We start from the raw sequence: 25,403 nt of genomic DNA, 5'->3' as shown, positions 1-25,403 counted from the left end.
TTTTTTTAGATACAACAACCAACCACAGGTTGTAATTGTTAACTTTTTGTACATATAAAGATGCCGTTGACTCCATTCTATATCAGAACTTTAATAGTGTTACTGAAATATTAAAGGAGAGATAATAATGAAAGCACAGGTTTTGCATAAATATGACCCTGAAATGAAAGAAAAGGTCTGGGTCACAGGTGAGGAGATGCCAGATCCTAAAATTGAAAAGGCGTCAGACGTTATAGTTAAAATTGGTGCTGCAGGAGTTTGCAGAACTGATTTACATATTATTGAAGGAGTATGGAAACACATCCAAGATCCAGATGGAAAATTATTACCATGCGTAATGGGACATGAAAATGCTGGTTGGGTAGAAGATGTAGGTTCAGACGTTACTGAATTTAAAAAGGGTGATCCTGTAATATTACACCCACTTATTTCTGGAACAGGAGGAACTTGTTTAGATTGTAGAAGAGGTAATGATATGCACGCTGAAGCAGGTGCATTTCCTGGATTAAGTATTAAAGAAGGAGGCTACGCTGAACTATTAAAAACTAGCGTTAGAAATCTAATTAAACTTCCAAAAGTATTAGCGCCTAAAGATGTTGCACCTTTTTCAGATGCAGGTCTTACAGCTTATAGAGTGGTAAAAAAAGCAACAAGACATTTGCTACCTGGTCAGAGCTGTACAATTATTGGTGCAGGAGGTTTAGGTCACATCGCTATTCAATGTTTAAAAGCTATGTGTGCAGCAGATATTATTATTGTTGAAAAATCTGAAGCAGCATTGAAACATGCAATGGAACTTGGTGGTGACCACGGAGTTTTAATTGATGGAAACGAAATTGAAAAAGTTCAAGAACTAACAAAAGGAAAAGGTTCTGAAGCTGTAATTGATTTCGTAGGTGAAAAAGGATCTACTGCCATGGGAATTCAAATGACTTCTAATGGTGGTTTTTACTACATAGTTGGATATGGAGAAGAAATTAAATCACTTGCAGTTGATTTAATTATTTCTGAGAAAACAATTGTAGGTAATTTAGTGGGAACGTGGTCTGAATTATATGAATTAATGGAGTTAGCTGACAGAGGTAAAGTCAAGCTCTCTATGCAGGAGTATAGTTTAGACGATGCTAATAAAGCACTTCATGATCTTAACGATGGTAAGGTTAAGGGACGAGCTGTTTTAGTTCCATAAAAAAAAAAAAAGAGAGGTAATAATGAAAATAATAAAAACCTGCTTAACGGCTGTAATATCAAGCATGATGATATTTAGCCCTATGGCATATGCTGATAAGTGGAGTGATCAATTCCCACATATCAAAGCAACAGGAGATATTCCAGGTGATTGTTCTTATGAGGAAATGTCTAAGAAAAATTATAAAGGAAAAACTCTTAAAATAAATACTCACGCAATTCCAGTAATGGGAGAGCCAACAGCTCTTCATGCTGAACAGTTTGAAAAATTAACTGGAGCTAAAGTTGATGTTACACATACACCAGCAGGTGATTTGTATTCAAAAGCAATGGTTCCTTTTCAAGCTGGACAAGCACCTTACGATATTGTGTTTGGATTTTCTAACTTTATCAATGACTGGAAAAGATATTTAGCGCCAGTTCCTAAGAAGTATATGAACTCAACAGAGATGAAAGACGTAACTAAATCTCATATGGGTGTATCATCTTGGGATGGAACTATGTACCAGTACCCAGTTGATGGTGACAGACACTATTTAAAATATAGAAAAGACGTCATTGATAATCCTGAAATGCAAAAAAAATATAAAGCAGAAACAGGGAACGATCTAAAAGTTCCAACAACTTGGAAAGAATATGCTGAGATGGCAAAATTCTTTAATGGTTGGGACTGGGATGGAGATGGTGAGTTAGAATATGGTTCAGCTGAAGTTATGAAAAAAGACGATTTAATGTTTGCAGCTTTTTTCAGCAGATCAGTTGCATATGCTAAAAATCCAAGAACTCCAGGTGGTTTCTTTTTTGATTTAGAGACTATGAAACCAAACATTAATAATCCAGGTTTCGTTGAAGCTTTAACTGATTGGGTTGAGGCTACTAAATATGTTCCTCCAGGAGGAATTAACTTTGGTTTAGGTGACGAAATTGGATCATTTGGTGGTGGACAAACTTTATTTAGTTTTTCATGGGACGATGCATTTATTGCAGCAATGCAAGATGACAGCCCTATTAAAAACAAAGTAGGTACAGCTCCTCTTCCAGGTGCTAACAAAGTTTGGAACAGAGTTTCAAATAGCTGGGAAAACCAATACAACCAAGCTCCTTACATTGTTTGGGGTTGGGCAGTTGGTGTTGCTAAGAAAAGTAAAGTAAAAGATATGGCGTTTGATTATCTTTGCTTCTTCTCAAACGGAGCAAATCACCAAGCTGATTTAGCAATTGGAAGATTTGGTGTTAACCCATTCAAAAACTCTGACTTCGACCCTAATATTTATATCAATAGTATGGGTTGGGATCCAGAGATTGCTAACAGTTACACTCAAACACTTTTAGATATGGAGAAAAGTCAAAACAGAGTTTTCCCTTTAAGAGTTCCAGGTGTATTTGAGTTTACAAGTGCTGTCGCTACAGGAACTTCTAAAGCTTTAGCAGGACAATTGTCTCCTCAAGAAGCATTAGACGAAGTTGCTAAAGAGTGGGAAGCAATTGTAAGCAGAGTAGGTAAAAAAGCAGTAAGAGATGCCTACGCTGTTGGTGTTAAAATGGAAGACAACCAATTATAAAAATACTTAATTTATGTGGCCATTAATTAAAATGGCCACATATAAAAAACATAATATAATCCAAGTTTATAAATGAACTTTAAGCATAAATATTTTTTTCTGTTTCCAGGTTTATTTGTGCTTATTGGAATTTTAATCTTTCCAATTATTTTTGTAGTTCGATTAAGTTTATCTGGGTGGAATAGTTACAATCCAGGTTTAGATTTTATAGGTATAGAAAATTATATTCGTCTTTTTACAGACGACCCAAGATTTTGGGAATCTTTTTTTAGATTAAGTTTTCTGTCTGTTACAACAGTAATTCTCCAGTATGTGATTGGATTTGCTCTTGCACATATGGTTTGGAAAGACATTAAATTTAAAAGATTTTTTAGAGTTTTATTTTTAGTACCAATGATGACAACTCCAGTTATCATGACTGTTATTTGGAGAACTTTTTTTCATGAATCTTTAGGACCTGTTAATGATATTTTATCTAATTTTGGTTTATCTCCTAAATGGTTAACAGACCCAGCTTTAGCTAAATTTACAGTAATTATAGTTGAGGTTTGGCAGTGGACACCATTTATGTTTCTGCTTTTATTAGCAGGTTTATTGTCATTACCCAAAGAACCATTTTTAGCTGCTGCAATTGATGGTGCCAGTCCTGTTAGAAAATTTATTTACGTAACTTTTCCATTAATGGCTCCAATATCAATTGGTGCAATAATTATAAGATTAATTGAGGCATCTAAAATTATGGATACCGTATATGTTTTAACTTCAGGTGGTCCTGGAACTGCAACCGAAACATCAAGTTTTTATATTTTTATTAAAGGATTAAGAGAGTTTCAAATGGGATATGCAGCCTCGATGTCTTTTACTTACTTAATTATTATGATCATAAGTTTAACAATTATTGCAAAGGTTTTAACTAAATTACTTTTAAAAGAATAAATTATGAGCAAATTTTATACATTTTTAAAATATTTTTTTATTGTCTTCTGGGCAGTGTTTGTTGTTGCTCCTTTTCTATGGGCTCTAACTACATCGTTCAAAGATTTTCAATCTGTAAATGGGGGAGTTACCTACATACCGTGGGTAGATTTTGAGCCTAATTTAGAGGGTTGGAAAGTTTTGATAAAATCTCCAGCCAAAGGTGGAGTTGATATAGTAGAACCTTATTTCAATAGTTTATTTGTAACGTGTACTGCAAGTTTAATTAGTATAATTCTTGGCACACTGTCAGCTTATGCTTTATCCAGATACACCTTTAAAGCGGGTTTTGTAAAAAATAATGACATTACATTTTTCTTTATCTCTCAAAGAATTATGCCGCCAATTGTTTTATCAATTCCATTTTTCTTATTTTTAAGTTCAATCAATCTACTGGATAGTCTTTTAGGATTAATTGTAGTTTATATTGTTTTACTGATGCCTATAGCAGTTTGGATTATGGTTGATTTCTTTAATAAAGTTCCAAGAGAAATTGATGAAACAGCTTTGATTGATGGATGTAATCCTTATCAAGCTTTCTTAAAAGTAGTGTTACCAAATTCTATACCGGGATTAATTGTTGCTGGTATGTTTTGTATTATTTTTGGATGGATTGACTTCTTCTTTGCATTCATTTTAACTTTTACAGAAGTACAGTTATTACCAGTTAAAATTGTTGCTCTGAACTCATCTGTTACACCATGGTGGAGTTTGTCAGCATCTGCTCTCGTTTCTGTTGCACCATTAATTATAGTAGCCTTCATTGTTGAGAGATATCTATCTAAAGGAAATCTATCAGGAGCAATTAAATAATGAATTTGATAGCTAACAATTTAACTTATAAACCAAGTGAGGAATATCACTTAAATGAAGTATCATTTAATTTTAAAGAGGGGAATTTATACACAATTCTTGGAAGAACATTATCAGGTAAAACAACTTTATTAAAAACTATAGCTGGGCTTTTAACCCCAGACAGTGGTGCCATCGAATTTGATGGTAAAGATTTTTTAAAGATTCCAGTTTGGCAAAGAAATGTAGCGATGGTGTATCAACAATTTATTAATTATCCTCATTTAAATGTATTTGAAAATATTGCTTTTCCTTTAAGACAAAGAAAAATCGATAATGAAGAAATCAAAAATAAAGTAATGGAATCTTTAAAATCGGTTGGGTTAGTTGGTTACGAAAATAGAAAAATCCAAGAGTTATCTGGTGGTCAGCAACAACGTGTCTCTCTAGCAAGATCATTAGTTAAAAATGCTAAAATATTATTGTTAGATGAGCCTTTGGTAAATTTAGATTACAAACTGAGAGAACAACTTAGAGAAGAATTTAAGAGCTTGTTTTCAAAGGGTTTAGCGGATGAAACTATCTTAATTTATTCTACTACAGATCCAAGAGAAACCATGGAATTAAATGGAGAGGTTATTGTTTTAGATGAAGGTAAGGTACTACAAGTAGGTCCAGCAAAAGAAATATTTGAGAACCCAAGCTCATTAAAAGTTGCTGAAATTTCTAACGATCCACCAATGAATATTATTGAAGCAGAAATATCTAACGATCAAATTAGATTTGAAGGTATTGAAATCAAAGCGCCAAATCATTTATCAAAGTTAACAGATAGCGGATTAAAGATTGGTTTGAGATCATCAGATATTGAACTTGATGAAAATGGTCATGAATTTGAAGTTGAGCTTGCTGAAATTAGTGGTTCCGAAACTTTACTCCATCTAAAAAGAGGAAGTATAAAAATTATTATTTCTATAGAAGAGGTTTTAAATTTTAAAATTCATGACAAGATTAAAATAGATTTTAAAATAGACAGAGCTTATGCCTTTGGTGCTAATGGTAAATTAGCATCCTCACCATTTGGAGGAAATAATGGCTAAAATTGATTTAAGTAATATCTCGCATTCTTATAATCCAAATGATCCAAATCCAATTTATGCATTAAATCCATTTTCGATGACTTGGGAGAATGGAAATAGATATGCAATCCTAGGTCCTTCTGGATGTGGAAAAACAACAATGTTAAATATTGTTTCTGGATTAGTTAGACCATCAGCTGGAAAAATATTGTTTGATGATAATGATGTTACAGATTTAAAAACAGAAGAAAGAAATATTGCTCAAGTTTTTCAGTTTCCAGTAATTTATAACACTATGACAGTTTTTGAAAATCTTGCTTTTCCACTAAAGTGTAGAGATTTCTCAAAAGCTAAAATAGATGAAAGAGTTAATTCTGTTGCAGAAACTTTAAATTTAAAATCTTTTTTAAATTTCCCTGCACGAAAATTAACAGCAGATCAAAAACAATTGATATCTTTAGGAAGAGGTTTGGTTAGAGAAGATGTTGCAGCGGTTTTAATGGATGAGCCTTTGACCGTTATTGATCCTGATTTAAAATTTAGATTGAGAAGAAATCTAAAAGAAATAAACGAGCAATACAAAACAACTTTAGTTTATGTAACACATGATCAAAACGAAGCTATGACATTTGCAGACAATATAATTGTGATGAGTGAAGGAGAAGTTGTGCAAACAGGTTCACCTAAAGAATTATTTGAAAGACCAAATACAACTTTTGTTGGTTACTTTATTGGTTCACCTGCTATGAATTTATTTGATAGTGAAGCAACTTCAGAAAATACTGTTAAAATAAATAATACAATAATTAAGACGAATACAAATTTGTCTAATCTAAAAAGTAAAAATATAAAATTAGGAATTAGATCTGAGTTTATTAAAATTGCAAAAAATCAAAGTGAAAATCTTGTTGATGTAAATGTTCAAAAAGTTGAAGATTTTGGAAATTACAAATTGATTACTGCAAGAATGGATAATTTTGAAATTAAGTCTAAGGTTAATAGAGAAACTGAAATTTCAGGCGAAAAAATTAAACTTCATATACCAGCTGAAAAGTGCTGTATTTACGAAAATAACAAATTGATTTAAGTTTTAAATACTACCTATAATTGTAAAAAAATTCTATCTAACCCATTCTAGGTCACTTTTTAGAAAGACTCTAATCTAAAAATATGTTTTAGTCCTCGCCAAGTTAATTAACTAGAGGAGAATAAATGATTAAGAATAAGAAATCTTTGAAGGGTTCTAAAACTCCTTCAAGAAGAAAGTTCTTCAAAGCAGCGGCAGCAACTGGTGCAGCAACAGCAGCAGCAGTAGCTATGCCAAACATTGCTTTAGGTGACGGTCACGTTACTCTAAAAATGCAAGCTGCTTGGCCATCAGGTGCTAACATATTTTTCGAAATGGCTTCAGACTATGCGAAAATGGTTAGTGACATGTCAGGTGGTAAATTAAAAATTGATGTGCAACCAGTTGGAGCAGTTGTAAAAACTTCTGAAATTGGTCAAGCAGTTAGTTCTGGAGTAGTAGATATGGGTCACTGGGTGACAGCATACTGGTACGGAAAAAACCCTGCTGCATCTCTTTTTGGAACAGGTCCTTCATACGGAATGTCGTCTCAAGAAGTTATGGGATGGATGGAGTATGGTGGAGGAAGAGCATTATATGAAGAAGCTGTAAAAAGTGTAGGATTTAATTACACAGGTTTCTTCCATATGCCAATGCCTGCACAGCCTTTTGGTTGGTTCAAAAAGAACGTAACTAAAGTATCTGATGTTAAAGGTATGAAGTATAGAACTGTTGGTCTAGCGACTAACGTTTTAACTGCTATGGGAATGGTTGTAAGACAGTTACCAGGTGGTGAAATCCAACCAGCAATGAAAACTGGTTTGATTGATGCTGCTGAGTTTAACAACCCAACATCAGACTCACAGTTTGGAATGCAAGACGTCTCTAAACACTATCACTTAGGAAGTTTCCACCAATCTCAGGAAATGTTTGAAATTCCTATGAACACTAAGAGACTAAACAGCCTTTCACCTGAACATCAAGCTATCTTGAGAAATGCTGCTTATGCTGCAAACTCAGATAACTACTTTAAAGCATTGGTTAGATATTCAACTGACCTTGCTAAGTTGATGAATGAGCATAAGGTTAATGTTTACCAAACGTCTGATGCTATCCTAGCAGAACAATTAAAAGGTTGGGATAAAGTTGTAGGAGAGTTTTCTGCTAAAGATGCTTTCTTCAAAAAAGTAGTAGACTCACAAAAAGCATACGCTAAGAGAACTATGAAGTATCTGTTGATGAATCAACCGAACTACAAATTAGCTTATGAAAATGAGTTTGGTCCAATCGAAAAAGTTAAAATCTAATTAACTTTAAAATAAATTTAAAAGGGGGTTGAAAAACCCCCTTTTTTTTACACATATTTTAATATATTTCTTTGATATGAAGTCATTTATACAATTTGCAGATACTCTTAGCACATCAATGGGTAAAGCTTTTTCGTGGTGCATAGTAGTTTTAATGGGAGGAACTGTTTATGAAGTAGTTATGGCTTATGTTTTTAATTCACCTACACTTTGGAACTTTGATTTTAGTATGCAGATGTATGGTGCAATTTTAATGATGTCAGGCGCATATTGTTTAGCTACAGAATCACATGTTAGAGGTGACGTTATTTACAGATTATTTAGTCAAAAAACTCAGGCTTGGATTGATTTGGTTTTATACTTTATTTTCTTTTTTCCAGGTGTGATCGCGTTAGCTTTTTATGGATATGAATATGCTGCGCTTGCTTGGAAAATAAAAGAGACTAGTTGGAGTAGTCCAGCTCAAATCCAAATTTATATGGTTAAATCGATGATACCAGCTGCAGGTGTTTTATTAATTATTCAAGGCATCAGTGAAGTATTTAGATCTATTATATGTATTCAAACAGGACAATGGCCAGCACGAATGGTCGTTGCTGAAGAAACAGAACAAGTTTTAATGAGAACAGCTCAAGAAGAGGACAAAAAAAATGTTATTTAGTTTAACAAATCCAGAAATTGCAATTTTAATGATGGGTATGTTTTTGTTTGCAGTTCTATTAGGTTTCCCGATTGCTTTCACTTTAATGGCTATGGGAATAGGCTTTGGATATTTTGCTTATTACGATGCAACAATGATGGAGCACATTTTTGATAATCGTATATTCCAATTGTTTGTTCAAAATACTTATACTGTTATGGACAACAACGTTCTTACGGCTGTGCCTTTATTTTTATTCATGGGATATCTAGTTGAAAGAGCAGGGATTGTAGCTAAACTATTTTTTGCAATTAGATTGGCAGCACATAGACTTCCAGCTTCAATGGCGGTAGCTGCACTAATTACTTGTACATTATTTTCGACAGCTACAGGAATTATTGGTGCTGTTGTAACTTTGATGGGATTGTTAGCATGGCCTGCAATGGTTAAAGCAGGTTATGATAAAAAATTTGCGTCAGGAATTATTTGCGCTGGTGGATGTTTAGGAATTTTAATTCCACCAAGCATTATGCTAATTGTTTATTCGGTAATAGCCCAACTATCGCCCTTAAGACTTTTTGCAGCAGCGATATTTCCAGGTTTACTTTTAGCAGGTCTTTATATTGCATATGCAGTATTTAGAGCATGGTTAAATCCATCAATTGCTCCTAGACCTCCTAAAGAAGATATTCCTCCAACTGGTGAAATTTTAAAAGAAGTTTTAGTTTCTTTCGTTCCGTTGTTTGGTTTAATTATGCTTGTTTTAGGAACTATTTTAGCAGGTATTGCAACTCCAGCAGAAGCTGCAGCAGCAGGAGCTTTTGGGGCAATACTTTTATCTTGGTTTTATAAAACACTTAAATGGCAAAACTTTAAAGAGTCTGTTTTTTTAACAGCTAAAACAACTGCAATGATCATGTGGCTGTTTATTGGTTCCTGGACTTTTTCATCGGTGTTTTCTTATTTAGGGGGACACGAGGTTTTTGAACACTTCTTTACTTCTATAAATATTACGACTTGGCAGTTTTTAATTATCACTCAAATAATTATTTTTCTTCTAGGATGGCCTTTAGAATGGACTGAAATTTTAATTATTTTTGTTCCAATATTTTTACCTTTGTTAGAAGTATTTGGTGTTAATCCATATTTCTTTGCAATGTTAATTGCTTTAAATTTACAAACATCGTTTTTAACCCCACCCATGGCTATGTCGGCTTATTATTTAAAAGGAGTTCAAAAATCTAATGTTGAACTTATGGATATATTCAGAGGAATAATGCCATTTTTAGCAATTGTAATATTTGCGATGTTTTTAATGTATATGTTCCCAGGAATAGCGCTTTGGTTACCGGAAACTTTATTTGCACAATAAAAGAAAATGACAGATGTTTTTTCATTAAAAGTTGAAGAACTTGCTGTAAAAATTAAAGAAGCACAAATTACATCAGTAGAGTTATGTAAAATTTATATAGACAGAGTAAATAAATTTGAAAAAGACGTAAAAGCATGGGCGCATTTAGATAAAAAACTTTTATTAGAAAAGGCATCAGAGGCTGATGAACATAGGAAATCAGGCAAACCACTCGGTCCACTTCATGGAATACCTGTTGCGGTAAAAGATATTGTTGGAACTGTTGATATGCCTACAGAATGTGGAACATCAATAAGAAAAGGGAAATCATATTCTCAAAATGCTGAAATAGTTGATCTATTAATATCTGCTGGAGCAATTATAATGGGCAAAACATCAACATCAGAATTGGCATTTTTAGGTCCTTCAAAAACTACAAATCCTCATGATTATTCTAGAACCCCAGGTGGATCATCTAGTGGATCTGCAGCAGCAGTAGCTTCTTTTATGGCTCCGCTTGCAATTGGTTCTCAAACAGGAGGTTCGGTTATAAGACCTGCATCTTATTGTGGAGTTGTTGGTTATAAGCCCAGTTATGGATTAATAAGTAGAAATGGAGTTCTTAAAACATCTGAAAAATTAGATCACATCGGTGTTTTTGGAAGATCGGTAGAAGATGTTGCTCTTCTTGCTAAAATTTTAATCAAAAAAGATAATTATGACACAGCAACAGTTCATTACTCTAGTGATGAAATGTTAGTAGAAACAAAAAAAGGACCTTTGTTTGATCCTAAATTTATTTTTTACAAAACTGATCATTGGAAGCTTCTTGGAAAAAAATCAAGAGAAGCATTTGAATACTTTATAAAATCATTCAAAAATAATATCGAAGTTTTTGATACACCTTCGTACTTTAAAGATATTCATAAATACCATCAAATAATTCATGAGACGGATTTAGCTAATAATTTTTCACTCTATTATAAAAAGTATAAGAAAAAATTATCTAAGTATATGCAAGATGCAATTTCCAAAGGTAACAAACATTCTGCAAAAGAATATGCAGAAGCTATAGATTTTATGAAAAGAAGTTATGAATCTTATAAGGAAGTTTTTGAGGATTATCATGGAGTTTTATCCCCATCTAGTCCTGGAGTAGCACTGAAAGGTTTAAAAAGTACAGGAACGGCAGAATTTAACAAAGTATGGTCTTATTTAGGTACACCTTGTATATCATTACCTATACTTCAAGGTGAAAACAATTTACCTTTAGGTGTACAATTAATTGGTGCAAAATATGATGATCAAAGATTTTTAGGTGTTGCTAATTGGTTAGAAAAGGAATGTAATAATTAAATGCAAAAATTTACAACATTTTTAGGTTCTCTTCTTGCAATTGCTTTTTTAGTAGGACTTGCAACAACGTTGACTAGATCATCGATGATTGGATTTTTTGATGTTCTTCCTGTTTATATTTTGATGGGTGGAGCAATCTTTATGATGGTTTACGAAGCGTTTTTCGATAAAAAATAATTTTTCTTAATATACAATTGTCTAGTCAAAATAAAAATTTATTAGCTTTATCTCTTTTATTTATTCAACCGATATTCATGGCATCTAATTTAATTGTTGCTAGAGGTGGTGTTGAGTTTGTACCCCCAATTTCATTAGCTTTTTGGAGGTGGACGTTTGTATTTTTACTTCTTTTACCTTTCACATATTCATCATTAAAAAAAAATTTCAAAGTTATTAAAAATGAATACTCAAAATTATTTTTTCTAGGCGCAATGGGATGTGGAGTTTGTGGGGCTTTTCCTTTTTTAGCAGGTAAAACGACAACTGTTACAAATATGGGAATTATTTATACCTCATCTCCTATTTTTATAATTATGATTTCTGCAATATTTTTTAAAGAAAAAATTAATTTATTAAAAATTATTGGTTTGATTTCGTGTTTAGTCGGAGTTTTAGCAATTATTATTAAAGGAGATTTAAATTTACTTTTAAATTTAAATTTCACCATTGGAGATTTATGGATGTTGGCAGCTGCGATTGGCTGGGCCTTATATTCGATTTATTTATTTTACTGGAAATCTCAATTATCGATTTTTACTAGATTTTCTATGATATCTTTTTTTGGTGCAGTTAGTTTATTTCCATTTTATTTGGCAGAAGAAATTTATTTTGAACAAACTATATTTAATTCTGATTTTTTATTGTGGACTATATTTGCAGCCGTTTCACCAGGAATTATAGCATTTACTTTATATACTAAAGCTCAAGAAAGCTTAGGAGCTTCACTTACTGGTTTTACTTTGTATGTATTTACTATCTATGCAGCAATTTATGGATTTATATTGTTTGATGAAAATTTAGAAACATTTCATTATATTGGTACCGCACTTGTTTTTGTTGGAGTTTACTTAGCAAAGAAAAATTATGATACCAAAAACTAGGAAGTTAATTTTGCAAATTATAATTTGGATCTTCGTTATATATCTTATTTTACTAGCTTATCTTTTTATATTTCAAAGAAATCTAATGTATCATCCCCAGGAAAATAATTATTCAGGAGATAAAATAGAAGTAGAAATAGAAAAAGTTCAAATTCAAACAGCAGATAACATTAGCCTTTTAGGATGGTTTCATAAAAAAGATTTGAAAAAATTTAAGACCGTTGTTTATTTTCATGGAAATGCAGGAAGCCTAGAAAATAGAATTCATAAATTAAATCATTTTAAAAATATGGATGTAAATTTTTTAATTATCGCTTGGCGTGGATTTAGTGGAAATTTAGGAAAACCATCTGAAAATGCTTTATATGAGGATGGAAAAAGTGCAATTAACTGGCTTAAAAATAAAGGTTTGAGTGACAGTGATTTAATCATTTATGGAGAGTCACTTGGCACAGGAATTGCAACTGAGGTTTCTCAAAATAAAAAATATGCTGGTTTAATTTTAGAAACACCTTTCACTTCAATGATTGCCGCAGCTAAGAATTTTTATCCATACATTCCTGTCTCTCTAATATTGAAAGATAAATATAAAAATGATGAAAAAATAAAAAATATTAATATTCCAGTTTTAGTTATGCATGGCGAAAAAGATCAAATTGTTCCTTTTTCAATGGGAAAGAAGATGTTTGATTTAGCAAATGATCCAAAGTCCTCTTATTTTACCAAACATGACGATCATATGATGGAATTTGATAATAATATGGTTTTCCAACTAAGTTCATTTATAAAAAGTTTAAATTAAGCCACAATCAAAACAATTTTATTCCAAAAATTCTAACTAATTTCTAATCATGAAGAAATTATTCATTTATATTTTTTTGACTTTTCTTGTTTCAGGAACTTCTTTTTCTAAAGAAAATTTGTCTTCAATTGAAAATTTATTTTTTATTGATCAAATGAACTCGCATGATGAAAATTTTGCTTTGTATTTTAAACCAAGAGAAAAGGCTATATTAGCAAAGGGGGAAGTAAGTAATTACATAAATGATTACCCTAAAGATCTCTATATATATGATTATAAAACAGAAGTATCATCACCATTGATTTCTTATGAATGGTTTCCAAGAAAAGCAAAAAATTTTTTAAAGGAATATAATTTTCCAGTTTTTCCAGATGATTTTGCTTATTATCTATTAAAGGATAACAAAACATTGGTAATGATTAGTGCTGTTAAAAGTTTAAAAGTAAATTTCAAATACGATATTCTTGAAAAGAAATTAGATTTATATCCAACTAATGGAAAGTTTGATTTCATTATTTCCTCTATTGCAAAGGACTGCGGACACTACAAATTTAAGGACAATTATAGATGTAGTTTCTATAAACCTTTAATATCTAGTAATTTAATTAAGTAATTTGTGTAAAGGCATCAGCAAATTTTTCAGCTTCAAAAATTTGCAGATCATCTTCCTTTTCCCCTAAACCAAGTGCAATAATTGGTATTTTATACTTTTTGGCTACAGCTAGAAGTATTCCTCCCTTAGCTGTTCCATCTAATTTTGTCATCACTAAGCCTGTAATTGGGATAATTTTATTAAATTCTTCAACTTGATTTAAAACGTTTTGGCCTGAAGTTGCATCTAAAACTAAAATCACATCATGAGGTGCACTTTCATCTATTTTTTTTGTAACGTTTGCTATTTTTTTATATTCTTCCATTAGGTTTTTTTTATTTTGCAGTCTTCCAGCAGTATCAATTAAAACTTGATTAAAATTGTTTGATATAGAAGTTTCTATTGCCTTATAGGCTACAGATGCAGGATCAGATCCTTGTGAAGATTTTGTAATTTCAACATTAATTTTTTTTGCCCAATTTTCTAATTGCTCTATAGCAGCAGCTCTAAATGTATCTGATGCTGCCAACATAACTTTATTACCATTTTCTTTTAATATTTTACTAATTTTCCCAATAGTTGTTGTTTTACCAACGCCGTTAACTCCAGAAACTAAAATGGCATTAAGTTTTTCTTTATTTTTAAAAAATTCATTATTTTCTAGAGGTTTCATAACTGAGATTATGTAGTCTTTAAGAATATTATTTATCTCAGCAGTTAAATCTTTGTTTGGATCTATTTTTGTTTTTGAGATTATTTCTCTAATTTCTGAGGCAGAAGCTACCCCAACATCTGATTGAATTAAATAATCCTCAATTCTGTCTAAAGTTTTGTCATCAATTTCTTTTTTGACAACTATATCTCTTAGGCCCGATGTAAAAGCTGAAGCACTTTTTTTAAACCCTGATTTAAATTTTTCGAAAATTCCCATTAAATTTCTATATCGATTTCTTTTATATCAGAAACAGGACCTTTCATGTGGATACTATCGTTTTCATCTATAGATATCGTCAATTTTCCAGTAGAAAATTCGATGTTAACTTTATCGCTAGCAAGTCCTGCCTGCTTAGCAGCAAAGGCAGTAGCACAAGCTGCAGTTCCACATGCTTTTGTCAAACCAGCTCCTCTTTCCCAAACTTTTACTTTTATTAACTCTTTGTTTACTATTGTGGCTATTGTGACATTACATTTTTCTGGAAACAGTTTGTGGTTTTCTATTTCTGGGCCAACTTTTTCTATTTTGAATTGTTCGTTGTCTTCCACAAAAAAAATTATATGAGGATTTCCCACATTGACGGCCGTTCCTCCAAAAAATTCATTATTATTTGAATCAACAATTTTAATATTTAAGTTTTTAGTTTCTAATTCTTCAGATAATGGAATTTCATTCCATTTAGTTCTGCCCAAACCAATTTCAGTAGATACTAATTTTTCTCCTAAAATATGAGATTTTAAATGGCCAGATAAAGTTGTTAATATAATCGTGTCTTTATTTTTTTCTTTTCCTAATAGCTCAGCCACACACCTTGTACCATTTCCACATGCACCAGAAATCCCACCGTCAGAGTTAAAAAATTCTATTGAAGCATCGTAATTTTGGTCTTTATTAATTAATATAAGTTGGTCGCATCCTATAAAGTTTCTGTCACAAATTTTAATTATTTGGTCTTTCGTAAGATTTGTAACTTTTTCTCTATTATCAATAATTACAAAATCATTGCCTAAACCGTCCATTTTAAATGCTTTAATATTCATAATTAGATATTTAACTTATTTATTGACTTTTTGAACCTCTATTATAGGTTGTTGCCGTTTCCGCAAAAACATTAACTTTGCGGTGTCTTTGGAAACAAAGAGATCGACACTAGTCAGCGAGAGTTCGCCCACTAGTGCGTTACTGCTATGCGTAACAAAAAAATATATGTTTGAAAATTTAACAAATAAATTTGAAGAAATTTTTTCTTCTTTAAAAAAAGCACCCTCTCTGAATGAAGCTCAGGTAGATGAGGGCTTGAGAAGTATTAGGCAAGCATTGCTTGAGGCAGATGTTTCTTTAGATGTTGCAAAAGAATTTGTTGAAAACGTAAAACCTAAAGCTTTAGGACAAGAAATCATAAGATCAACTTCTCCTGGAGATATGGTTGTAAAAATTGTCTACGATGAGTTAGTAAACTTACTAGGTTCTAGCAATGCAGATATAAATTTAAATGCTGTACCACCAGTTCCTATGATGATGGTTGGTTTGCAGGGTTCGGGTAAGACAACTTCTACTGCAAAATTAGCTAAATATTTAGAAGATAACAAAAAGAAAAAAGTGATGATGGTCAGTTTGGATATTTATAGGCCAGCAGCACAAGAACAGCTTAGATCTTTAGGTGAACAGAATAATATTTTGACACTTCCAATTATTGAAGGTCAACAACCAACTGATATTTGCCAAAGAGCCATGAGTGCAGCAAATCTAAATGGAGCAGATATAATTTTGTTTGATACAGCTGGGAGAACTCAAATTGATTTACAAATGATGAGCGAGATCAAACAAATTGAGAGCATTATTAATCCAGCAGAAACTTTTCTTGTAGCGGACTCTCTTACAGGTCAAGTTGCTGCTTCAGTTGCAAAAGAGTTCAAAAACACAGTTAACTTATCTGGAATAATCTTAACTAGAGCTGACGGTGATGCCAGAGGCGGAGCTGCCGTGAGTATGAAATATGTATCAAATGTTCCGATAAAATTTTTGGGTATAGGTGAAAAAATAGAAAATTTTGAGGTATTTCATCCAGATAGAATAGCAAATAGAATTTTAGGAATGGGAGACATTGTTTCTCTTGTAGAAAAAGCTGCACAAGATCTAGGTGAAGAGAACATTAAAAAAGCTGAAGAAAATTTAAAAAAGGGTCAATTCTCTATGGAAGATTACCTTTCTCAATTAAGACAAATGAAAAAAATGGGAGGCATTGAGGGGATCATGTCTTTTATGCCAGGAGTATCTAAAATTAAATCTCAAATGGATTCAGCAGGGATTGACGAAAGTATTATAACAAAAAACGAAGCTATCATTTTATCAATGACAAAAAAAGAGAGAGAGAATCCAAAAGTAATTGATGGTTCAAGAAAAAAAAGAATTGCTAATGGCTCTGGCACAGATCCAGCCACTATCAATAAATTGCTTAAGCAATTTAAAATGATGTCTGAAATGATGAAAAAGATGTCAAAAGGAAATCTGAAAGGTATGTCTGATCAAGGGATACCACCAGAGCTATTTAATAAACTAAAATAATAAAATAAGGAGAACAAATGTTAAAACTTAGATTATCAAGGGGAGGCTCTAAAAAGAGACCAGTTTACAAAGTTGTTGTAGCTGACAGTCGTTTCCCAAGAGATGGAAGATTTATAGAAAAAGTTGGTTTTTTTAACCCACTACTTCCTAAAGATAAAAAAGAAAGAGTAGGTCTTGAAGCTGAAAGAATTGAATATTGGCTAGGTCAAGGCGCTAAACCAACAACAAGAGTTGCAAGAATTTTAGGTGAAAATGATTTAATCCCTATGCCAGCAGCTGGAAATAATCCAAATAAAGCTGTTCCTAAAAAAGAAAGAAATAAAAAAGAGGAAGATGGTGCAGAAGCCCCTAAAGCTCCAGCAGCAGAAGCAGCTCCAGCAGCAGAAGCTCCAAAGGAAGAAGCTCCTAAAGCAGAAGCAGCTCCAGCAGCAGAAGCTCCAAAGGAAGAAGCTCCTAAAGCAGAAGCAGCTCCAGCAGCAGAAGTTCCAGCTGAGGAAAAAAAATAAACTGAGGACAGTATATGTGGCAAGCTCAAGTGTTTACACTTTATCCAGATATTTTTCCTGGTCCTTTGTCTAAAGGTCTATATGGAAAAGCAATGTCTAAAAATATTTGGAATTTAAAAGTAGTAAACATTAGAGATGCTGCTGATGATAAACACAAAACTGTAGATGATACTCCTTATGGAGGTGGTTCAGGTATGTTGATGAAAGCTGATGTATTAGCAAAATCATTAGATCAAAATAAAAATGAGGGAGAAAAAATATTATATTTATCTCCAAGAGGAAAAAAATTTGATCAAAATTATGCCAAAGAACTATCAAAGGAAAAATCGGTTTCGATAATTTGTGGACACTTCGAAGGAGTTGATGAAAGAGTGTTAAGCACGAGAAATATAGAAGAAGTTAGTATTGGAGACTTTATTTTATCAGGAGGAGAGTCAGCAGCATTTGTGGTGATTGATAGTATTTTGAGACTTTTACCCGGTGTTCTTGGAAATGAGAATTCTACGGTAAACGAAAGTTTTGAAAATGGATTATTAGAGTATCCTCAGTTCACAAAACCTCAAATTTGGGAGGAAAAAGCGGTTCCAGAAGTACTTTTGTCAGGAGATCACAGTAAAATTAAACACTGGCGTTTATCTCAATCTGAGGCTATAACACGCGTCCGAAGACCAGATTTATGGGAAAAATATAAGAAGAATTAATTTGATAAATATAACTATGAAAACAATTGAAGAGATAAATCAACATAACATTAAAAAAATACTTTCAGAAAAAAAGATACCTGAATTCTATCCTGGAGATGTAGTTAAAGTAGGTGTTAGAATTACAGAGGGAAAAAAAGAGAGAATTCAATATTTTGAAGGCGTTTGTATTGCAAAAAAAAGCAGAGATTTAAACTCGTCTTTCACAGTTAGAAAAATTTCTTTTGGTGAAGGTGTTGAAAGAACATTTCCACTTTATGGAACTCTAATTGACTCAATTAAAGTTATTAGATCAGGAAAAGTAAGAAGAGCAAAATTATACTATCTAAGAGATAGAACAGGTAAATCAGCAAGGATTGCAGAAAAAATCAGAAAAAAAATTGGTATTGATGTTGATGCAAAACCTGAAACAGTTACTGAAGAAAATGTAGCACCACCAACAGAAGCTCCAAAGGAAGAGGCTCCTAAAGTAGAAGCAGCACCAGCTGCAGAAGCTCCAAAAGAAGAAGCCCCTAAGACAGAAGAAGCTACTGCCGAACAATCAACAGAAAGTACTTCAGAAAAAAAATAATTTTTTTTTCAATGTCCACTACTCTTTACGATAAAATTTGGAATGATCATTTAGTAGATCAGCAAGAAGATGGAACAGCTTTATTGTTTGTCGATAGACACTTAATTCATGAAGTTACTAGTCCACAAGCTTTTGAAGGTTTAAGAAATTCAAATAGAAAAGTTCGTCATCCTAATTTAACTTTAGCTGTTGCTGATCATAATGTTCCAACGACAGATAGAACTAAAGGGATATCAGATAAGGAATCAAAAATACAAGTTGATACATTAGAATCAAATTGTAAGGAATTTGGTGTACAGCTTTTTGGTATGGATGATAAACGACAAGGAATTGTTCATATTATTGGACCAGAACAAGGTTTTACTCAACCAGGAACAGTTATTGTGTGTGGAGATAGTCATACTGCAACTCATGGTGCTTTTGGCTCGCTAGCTTTTGGTATTGGAACATCTGAAGTTGAACATGTTTTAGCGACGCAAACACTCGTTCAAAAGAAAGCAAAAAATTTTAGAATTAATGTTAATGGAACACTTCCATTAGGAGTAACATCCAAAGATGTAATTCTTCAAATCATTGGCAAGATTGGTACAGCAGGCGGAACAGGTTGTGTAGTTGAATATGCTGGAGATTTAATAACATCGTTAAGTGTTGAACAGAGAATGACCATTTGCAATATGACTATTGAGGGTGGTGCAAGAGCTGGATTAATTGCTCCAGATGAAAAAATATTTGAATATTTAAAAGGTAAACCCATGTCTCCAAAAGGAGAAAATTGGGAAAAGGCATTGGAATATTGGAACAGTTTGAAAACAGATGCTGATGCAAGTTTTGACAAAGAAATAAATCTTAATGCAAATGAGATTTTACCAATGATTACTTGGGGGACATCACCTCAAGACGTAATTACAATTGATGGAAAAGTACCTAATCCTCAAAATGAAAAAGATGAGGATAAAAAGAACTCAATTGAAAGAGCACTAAAATATATGGGATTAACACCTGATATGGCAGCAACTGATATCAAGATAGATAAAGTATTTATTGGAAGCTGTACAAATGGAAGAATTGAAGATTTAAGGGAAGCTGCCAAAATCTTAAAGGACAAAAAAATATCATCTCATGTAAATGCTATTGTAGTTCCCGGGTCAGGATTAGTTAAAGAACAAGCTGAGCAAGAAGGTTTAGATAAAATATTTGTAAATTCAGGATTTGAATGGAGAGAGCCAGGCTGTTCTATGTGTTTAGCAATGAATGCAGATAAATTAAAACCAGAGGAAAGATGTGCATCTACTTCAAACAGAAACTTTGAAGGAAGACAGGGAAGAGGCGGCAGAACGCATCTAGTAAGCCCTGGGATGGCAGCTGCAGCTGCAATCTCTGGTAATTTAGATGATGTAAGAAAGTATCAAAATTAAATGCAAAAATTTAATACATTAAAAAGTATTCCAGCTTATTTACCAATCGTAAATATCGATACAGATATGATTATTCCTAAGCAATTTTTAAAAACAATAAAAAGAACTGGACTTGGAAAAAATTTGTTTTTTGAAATGAGATATGACGATAATGGAAAAGAAATTAATGATTTTGTATTAAATCAGGAACCATTTAATAACTCAAAAATTTTAATTGCAGGAAACAATTTTGGATGTGGTTCATCAAGAGAGCATGCTCCATGGGCATTGTTAGATTTTGGAATTACTTGTGTGATTAGTTCAAGTTATGCTGATATTTTTTATAGTAATTGTTTTAAAAATGGAATTTTACCAATAATTCTCGAAGAAGAAAAAATAAAAGAACTTTCTGAATACGCAAATAGAAAAGAGGAAATTTCTGTAGACTTAAATGATCAAAAAATTATTTATGGAAACAATGAAATTAAATTTGAAATAGATCCATTTAAGAAAAAATGTTTGCTAGAAGGATTAGATGACATTGCTCTTTCTTTAAAAAAATCTGACAAAATTGAAAATTTTGAGAATCAATTAAAAGATAAAAAACCTTGGATTTTTAATGATTAAAGTTAAAAAAAGAAAAATTCTATTATTACCAGGAGATGGTATTGGACCTGAAGTAATTGGAGAGGTTAAAAAAATAATTAACTGGTTCAATGATAAAAAATCCTTAGACTTTGAAATAGATGAAGATCTTGCTGGTGGATGTTCTTACGATAAACACGGTACACCAATAACAGATGAAGTTTTTTATAAAGCTTTAGAGAGTGAAGTTGTTATGCTTGGTGCAGTGGGAGGACCCAAGTGGGATAATATTGAGTTTTCAAAAAAACCTGAGAGAGCTTTATTAAAATTAAGAAAAGAATTAAAATTATTTGCAAATTTGAGACCTGCAATATGTTTTGAACAATTAGTTGGCGCATCAACACTTAAACCAGAGGTGGTTTCTGGTTTAGATATAATGATTGTAAGAGAATTAACAGGTGGAATTTATTTTGGTGAACCAAGAGGTATTAAACCAATAGAAAATGGTGAAAGAAAAGGAATAAACACTCATACTTATACTACTAGTGAAATTACTAGAGTTGCAAGAGTTGCTTTTGATCTTGCTAGAAAAAGATCAAACAAAGTTACCTCTTGTGAGAAATCTAATGTAATGGAAGCCGGACAACTATGGAAAGAAGAAGTTCAGGAACTTCATGAAAAAGAATACAAAGATGTTGAGTTAAGCCATATGCTTGCAGATAACTGTGCAATGCAATTACTTAGAAATCCAAAACAATTTGACGTAATTGTTACTGATAATTTATTTGGTGATATGCTTTCAGATCAAGCTTCAATGTTAACAGGATCTTTAGGATTATTACCTTCTGCATCTTTAGGTGCAAAAAATAAAGATGGTGAAATGAGAGCAATGTATGAACCCATACATGGTTCAGCTCCTGATATTGCAGGAAAAGGGCTAGCAAATCCAATTGCAACAGTATTAAGTTTTGCAATGGCTTTAAGATATTCTTTAGATCTTGATAATGAAGCTGATGCTTTAGAAAATGCAGTACAAGCTGTGTTAAATGATGGTCTAAGAACGAAAGATATCCTTTCTGAGGGTATGAAAGAAGTATCTACTTCGCAAATGGGCGACGCGATAATTTCAAAATTGCAATAAACCTCTAAGTATTCTAAGCTTTTCAAATGCCAAGTTATTTTGCACCTGTTAAAGATATGATGTTTCTCTATGAAAAATTAAGAGATAATAAAAATTATAATGATCTTGAAAGATATAATGAAGTTAGCTCAGATTTGGTTAAAGATATTTTAGAAGAAGCAGCTAAAATCAATCAAAATTTAATTTTACCACTTGCTAAAGCAGGCGATGAAAATCCGGCAGTTTTAGAAAATGGTGTAGTTAGAACACCACCAGGATACAAAGAAGCTTATCAAAAATATATTGAGGATGGATGGACTTCATTGTCATGCGATCCAAAATATGGTGGTCAAGGAATGCCAAAAACAGTGAGTGCTTTTTTTGACGAAATGCTTTCTTCAGCGAGTTTATCTTTTAAACTTTATAGTGAATTAAGTATTGGAGCATACAATTGTATTAATCATCACGCCACTGATGAAATAAAAGATAAATATTTACCTAAAATTGTAGAAGGTAAATGGAGTGGCACGATGTGCTTAACAGAACCTGTCTGTGGTACCGATTTAGGTTTACTTAAAACAAAAGCAGTTAGTCAATCCGATGGAACTTATAAAATAACTGGTCAAAAAATTTTTATCACATCAGGTGATCATGACTTAACAGAAAACATTGTTCATTTAGTCTTAGCAAGATCTACCGACTCTCCTCCTGGAACAAAAGGAATAAGTTTATTTTTAGTACCCAAGTTTTTAGTAAATCAAGATGGATCGGTTGGACAAAGAAATGGTATTTCAACAGGATCTATTGAAACAAAAATGGGAATTAAAGGTTCTGCAACTTGTGTTTTAAACTTTGATGATGCAACAGGATACATGATTGGTCCTAAGGACAAAGGTTTAAATGCAATGTTTACCATGATGAATCTTGAGAGAATTGTAGTCGGTATTCAGGGATTGGGTATTTCAGAAATTGCTTACCAAAATTCACTTGCTTATGCAAAAGAGAGAAAACAAGGAAAAACTAATAATTCTAAATCTACAAATGGTGCAGATTTTATTATTGACCATGCAGATATAAGAAGAACTTTATTAAACATGAAATCAATAATTGAGGGAGAAAGAGCTTTATGCTTTTGGCTGTCTCAACAAACTGAAGTTAGTCTTCATCATCCAGATGAAAAAATTAAACAGGAAGCTTCTGATTATGTTTCTTTGATGACACCTGTAGTTAAATCTTTATTTACTGATTTAGCCATGGAGATTACGAGCGATGCTATGCAGATTCATGGAGGGTACGGTTACACTAAAGACCAAGGTATTGAACAGTTATATAGAGATAATAGAATAACACCGATATATGAAGGAACCAATTCAGTTCAAGCCGCTGATTTAGTATTTAGAAAATTAATAAACAGAAATGGTGATGTAATTTCTAAATATTTAGAAATGATAAAATCTGAATGTGAAAACAAACATGAAAAGGTAAAATCTTTTACAAAAGATCTTACACATTATCTTGATATTTTATCAAAATTCACTGGTTGGATTGTAGACAAAAGTAAAATAGAAAAAGATGATGTTTCTGCAGCTGCAAATGACTATTTAAAAACACTTGGTTATATTTCGATTGCTTTTTCATGGATAAAAATCTTAGAAATCAGCTTTAAAGATTATGAGGAAAATAAAGAGTTTTATTCAGATAAAATTAATACAGCTACATTCTACTTTGAAAAAGTGTTACCAAGAGCAGAATATCATTATAAATCTGCAGTTTCAGGTAGCTCAAATATAATGAAATTTAAATTTAATTAACAATGAATCATTACGATATTAATCTGGATAGAAATAATGCAAATTATGTTCCATTAACACCACTAACATTTTTACAAAGAGCCAAAGATGTTTATCCTGATTATGAGGCTATAGTTTATGAGGATAGAAGCTATACTTGGAATGAAGTTTATAAAAGAGCAGTAAAATTTGCCAGTGCACTTTCTAAAATTGGTATTCAAAAAGGAGATACAGTATCTTTTTTAGCTTTTAATACTCCTGAAATTTTTGAGGCACACTACTCAGTTCCAATGACAGGAGCTGTTTTAAACACAATTAATATAAGATTAGATGCTAATACAATTAATTATATTTTAAATCACAGTGATGCAAAGGTATTGGTTGTAGATAGACAATTACATGTAGAAGTAAAAAAAGCTTTAAAAAATTTAAATAAAAAAATCACTGTTATAGATATTAACGACAAACATGCTGATCAATCGAAATTAGAAAAAATTGGAGATTTAGAATACGAAAGTTTTTTAAATACTGGAGATGAAAATTTTGATTGGAAAATGCCTGATGATGAGTGGCAAGCAATATCTTTAAGTTATACTTCAGGTACAACTGGCAATCCTAAAGGTGTTGTTTACCATCATAGAGGCGCGTACTTAATGTCTACTGGAAGTACTGTTGCCTGGAACATGCCTAATCGTTTAAACTTTTTAACAATTGTTCCTATGTTTCATTGTAATGGCTGGTGCTATCCATGGACAGTTCCAATGTTAAATGGAAGAACAATTTGCTTAAGAAATATTGATGTTAAGAAAATTTTTGAACTTATTGATAAATATGACATTACTCATTTTGGAGGAGCGCCAATAGTTTTAAATATGATAACCGGAGCTCCTGAGAGTGATAGAAAAAAATTAAAGCATAAAGTTTATGTCTTAACTGCTGGAGCACCTCCCCCAAGTATTATTTTTAAAAAAATGAAATCTCTTGGATTTGAAGTTATGCATGTTTACGGTCTTACAGAAACATATGGCCATGTTACACAATGTGCGTGGAATGATGGATGGAATGATTTAGATGAAGATAAACAAAATGAGATTAAAGCAAGACAAGGAGTAAGATATCCTAACACAGAAGGAGTAACCGTTTTAGATCCAGAGACGATGAAAGAAGTTCCTAAAGACGGAAAAACTATCGGAGAGATCATGATTAGAGGAAATGTAGTAATGAAAGGTTACTTTAAAGATAAAGAAGCTACTGACAAAGCAATGAAAGATGGATGGTTTCATAGTGGTGACTTGGCAGTTATGTTTCCTGATGGATATGTAAAAATCCAAGATAGATCTAAGGATATTATTATCTCAGGAGGAGAAAATATTTCATCAATAGAAATTGAAAATACGTTATCCAAACATCCTTCAGTTTCAATAGCAGCGGTAGTTGCTAAACCAGATGAAAAATGGGGAGAAGTACCTTGTGCTTTCATCGAGATGGTTCAAGATAAGCCTGTTACTGAAAAAGAATTAATTGATTTTTGTAAAGAAACTTTGGCTGGATTTAAAGTTCCTAAGAAGGTTGTTTTTTGCGAACTACCTAAGACATCAACTGGAAAAATACAGAAGTTCGAACTGAGAAAAAAAGTTTAGGTATCT

General features: G+C 32.2%; 25 protein-coding genes. 23 read left to right on the top strand and 2 right to left on the bottom strand.

Features of this window, described 5'->3' with window-relative positions:
• Nucleotides 1-127: 127 nt before the first annotated feature.
• From ACTTBK_RS06005 to ACTTBK_RS05940, 14 genes are all read left to right on the top strand, one after another.
• Nucleotides 128-1,189 (top strand): NAD(P)-dependent alcohol dehydrogenase, encoded by a 1,062-nt coding sequence (locus ACTTBK_RS06005; protein WP_262589926.1) that lies wholly within the window; start codon nt 128-130, stop codon nt 1,187-1,189.
• A gap of 22 nt (nt 1,190-1,211) precedes the next feature.
• Nucleotides 1,212-2,750, top strand: coding sequence for an extracellular solute-binding protein (locus ACTTBK_RS06000; RefSeq protein WP_262589925.1), 1,539 nt, complete (start codon nt 1,212-1,214; stop codon nt 2,748-2,750).
• 72 nt (nt 2,751-2,822) lie between these two features.
• Nucleotides 2,823-3,686, top strand: a complete 864-nt coding sequence (locus ACTTBK_RS05995) for a carbohydrate ABC transporter permease (RefSeq protein ID WP_085114993.1) — start codon at nt 2,823-2,825, stop codon at nt 3,684-3,686.
• A 3-nt stretch (nt 3,687-3,689) separates the two neighbouring features.
• Nucleotides 3,690-4,538 carry a carbohydrate ABC transporter permease gene (locus ACTTBK_RS05990; RefSeq protein ID WP_262589924.1) on the top strand — a complete coding sequence of 283 codons (849 nt, stop codon included), beginning with the start codon at nt 3,690-3,692 and terminating at the stop codon, nt 4,536-4,538.
• Nucleotides 4,538-5,617, top strand: a complete 1,080-nt coding sequence (locus ACTTBK_RS05985) for an ABC transporter ATP-binding protein (protein ID WP_440619088.1) — start codon at nt 4,538-4,540, stop codon at nt 5,615-5,617. The genes ACTTBK_RS05990 and ACTTBK_RS05985 overlap by 1 nt, the downstream gene beginning before the upstream one ends.
• Entirely contained in the window at nt 5,610-6,683 is a 1,074-nt protein-coding gene (locus ACTTBK_RS05980) for an ABC transporter ATP-binding protein (RefSeq protein WP_440619087.1), read from the top strand. Before ACTTBK_RS05985 ends, ACTTBK_RS05980 begins: the two co-directional genes overlap by 8 nt.
• Nucleotides 6,684-6,808: 125 nt before the next feature.
• Complete coding sequence (locus ACTTBK_RS05975) at nt 6,809-7,969, top strand: TRAP transporter substrate-binding protein (protein WP_440619086.1); 1,161 nt, start codon at nt 6,809-6,811, stop codon at nt 7,967-7,969.
• A 76-nt stretch (nt 7,970-8,045) separates the two neighbouring features.
• Nucleotides 8,046-8,630, top strand: coding sequence for a TRAP transporter small permease subunit (locus ACTTBK_RS05970; protein WP_262589920.1), 585 nt, complete (start codon nt 8,046-8,048; stop codon nt 8,628-8,630).
• The gene (locus tag ACTTBK_RS05965; RefSeq protein WP_262589918.1) at nt 8,620-9,981 is read left to right on the top strand and encodes a TRAP transporter large permease; all 1,362 of its coding nucleotides are present in this window, start codon (nt 8,620-8,622) and stop codon (nt 9,979-9,981) included. Before ACTTBK_RS05970 ends, ACTTBK_RS05965 begins: the two co-directional genes overlap by 11 nt.
• A gap of 6 nt (nt 9,982-9,987) precedes the next feature.
• On the top strand, nt 9,988-11,316 hold the full coding sequence (locus tag ACTTBK_RS05960) for an amidase (RefSeq protein ID WP_440619085.1): 1,329 nt from the start codon (nt 9,988-9,990) through the stop codon (nt 11,314-11,316).
• The gene (locus tag ACTTBK_RS05955; protein WP_179850415.1) at nt 11,317-11,493 is read left to right on the top strand and encodes a hypothetical protein; all 177 of its coding nucleotides are present in this window, start codon (nt 11,317-11,319) and stop codon (nt 11,491-11,493) included.
• Nucleotides 11,494-11,510: 17 nt separating this feature from the next.
• A complete protein-coding gene (locus ACTTBK_RS05950; RefSeq protein WP_440619083.1) occupies nt 11,511-12,416 on the top strand; it encodes a DMT family transporter in 906 nt (301 codons plus the stop codon).
• 85 nt (nt 12,417-12,501) lie between these two features.
• Entirely contained in the window at nt 12,502-13,218 is a 717-nt protein-coding gene (locus ACTTBK_RS05945; protein WP_440619081.1) for an alpha/beta hydrolase, read from the top strand.
• 49 nt (nt 13,219-13,267) lie between these two features.
• Nucleotides 13,268-13,831, top strand: coding sequence for a hypothetical protein (locus tag ACTTBK_RS05940; RefSeq protein WP_440619080.1), 564 nt, complete (start codon nt 13,268-13,270; stop codon nt 13,829-13,831).
• On the opposite strand, the gene ftsY is transcribed toward ACTTBK_RS05940, so the two are convergent.
• Complete coding sequence (ftsY, locus tag ACTTBK_RS05935) at nt 13,824-14,741, bottom strand: signal recognition particle-docking protein FtsY (RefSeq protein WP_428078914.1); 918 nt, start codon at nt 14,739-14,741, stop codon at nt 13,824-13,826. The genes ACTTBK_RS05940 and ftsY overlap by 8 nt on opposite strands.
• On the bottom strand, nt 14,741-15,565 hold the full coding sequence (gene dapF, locus ACTTBK_RS05930) for a diaminopimelate epimerase (RefSeq protein ID WP_440619079.1): 825 nt from the start codon (nt 15,563-15,565) through the stop codon (nt 14,741-14,743). The genes ftsY and dapF overlap by 1 nt, the downstream gene beginning before the upstream one ends.
• 166 nt (nt 15,566-15,731) lie before the next feature.
• On the opposite strand from dapF, the gene ffh reads away from it, so the two are divergent.
• The 9 genes from ffh to ACTTBK_RS05885 are packed head-to-tail and all read left to right on the top strand — an operon-like array spanning nt 15,732 to nt 25,397.
• On the top strand, nt 15,732-17,090 hold the full coding sequence (ffh, locus tag ACTTBK_RS05925) for a signal recognition particle protein (RefSeq protein ID WP_262589911.1): 1,359 nt from the start codon (nt 15,732-15,734) through the stop codon (nt 17,088-17,090).
• A 17-nt stretch (nt 17,091-17,107) separates the two neighbouring features.
• On the top strand, nt 17,108-17,596 hold the full coding sequence (rpsP, locus tag ACTTBK_RS05920) for a 30S ribosomal protein S16 (RefSeq protein ID WP_440619078.1): 489 nt from the start codon (nt 17,108-17,110) through the stop codon (nt 17,594-17,596).
• 14 nt (nt 17,597-17,610) lie between these two features.
• Nucleotides 17,611-18,297: a tRNA (guanosine(37)-N1)-methyltransferase TrmD gene (trmD, locus tag ACTTBK_RS05915; protein WP_440619077.1), complete on the top strand. Its 687-nt coding sequence runs from the start codon at nt 17,611-17,613 to the stop codon at nt 18,295-18,297.
• Nucleotides 18,298-18,313: 16 nt separating this feature from the next.
• Nucleotides 18,314-18,868 carry a 50S ribosomal protein L19 gene (gene rplS / locus ACTTBK_RS05910; protein ID WP_440619076.1) on the top strand — a complete coding sequence of 185 codons (555 nt, stop codon included), beginning with the start codon at nt 18,314-18,316 and terminating at the stop codon, nt 18,866-18,868.
• Nucleotides 18,869-18,879: 11 nt separating this feature from the next.
• Complete coding sequence (leuC, locus tag ACTTBK_RS05905; RefSeq protein WP_440619074.1) at nt 18,880-20,283, top strand: 3-isopropylmalate dehydratase large subunit; 1,404 nt, start codon at nt 18,880-18,882, stop codon at nt 20,281-20,283.
• The gene (gene leuD / locus ACTTBK_RS05900) at nt 20,284-20,889 is read left to right on the top strand and encodes a 3-isopropylmalate dehydratase small subunit (RefSeq protein ID WP_440613682.1); all 606 of its coding nucleotides are present in this window, start codon (nt 20,284-20,286) and stop codon (nt 20,887-20,889) included.
• Nucleotides 20,882-21,988: a 3-isopropylmalate dehydrogenase gene (gene leuB, locus ACTTBK_RS05895; RefSeq protein WP_440613683.1), complete on the top strand. Its 1,107-nt coding sequence runs from the start codon at nt 20,882-20,884 to the stop codon at nt 21,986-21,988. The genes leuD and leuB overlap by 8 nt, the downstream gene beginning before the upstream one ends.
• 26 nt (nt 21,989-22,014) lie before the next feature.
• Nucleotides 22,015-23,778, top strand: coding sequence for an acyl-CoA dehydrogenase family protein (locus ACTTBK_RS05890; RefSeq protein WP_440619072.1), 1,764 nt, complete (start codon nt 22,015-22,017; stop codon nt 23,776-23,778).
• A gap of 2 nt (nt 23,779-23,780) precedes the next feature.
• Nucleotides 23,781-25,397, top strand: coding sequence for an acyl-CoA synthetase (locus ACTTBK_RS05885; protein ID WP_440613685.1), 1,617 nt, complete (start codon nt 23,781-23,783; stop codon nt 25,395-25,397).
• Nucleotides 25,398-25,403: the final 6 nt, after the last annotated feature.

This window comes from Candidatus Pelagibacter sp. HIMB1493 (genome assembly GCF_052047995.1).
In the GTDB taxonomy this organism is placed as follows: Bacteria; Pseudomonadota; Alphaproteobacteria; order Pelagibacterales; family Pelagibacteraceae; genus Pelagibacter.
Note: the sequence above shows the minus strand (reverse complement) of the source record. Positions and strands in the feature narration are given on the sequence as shown.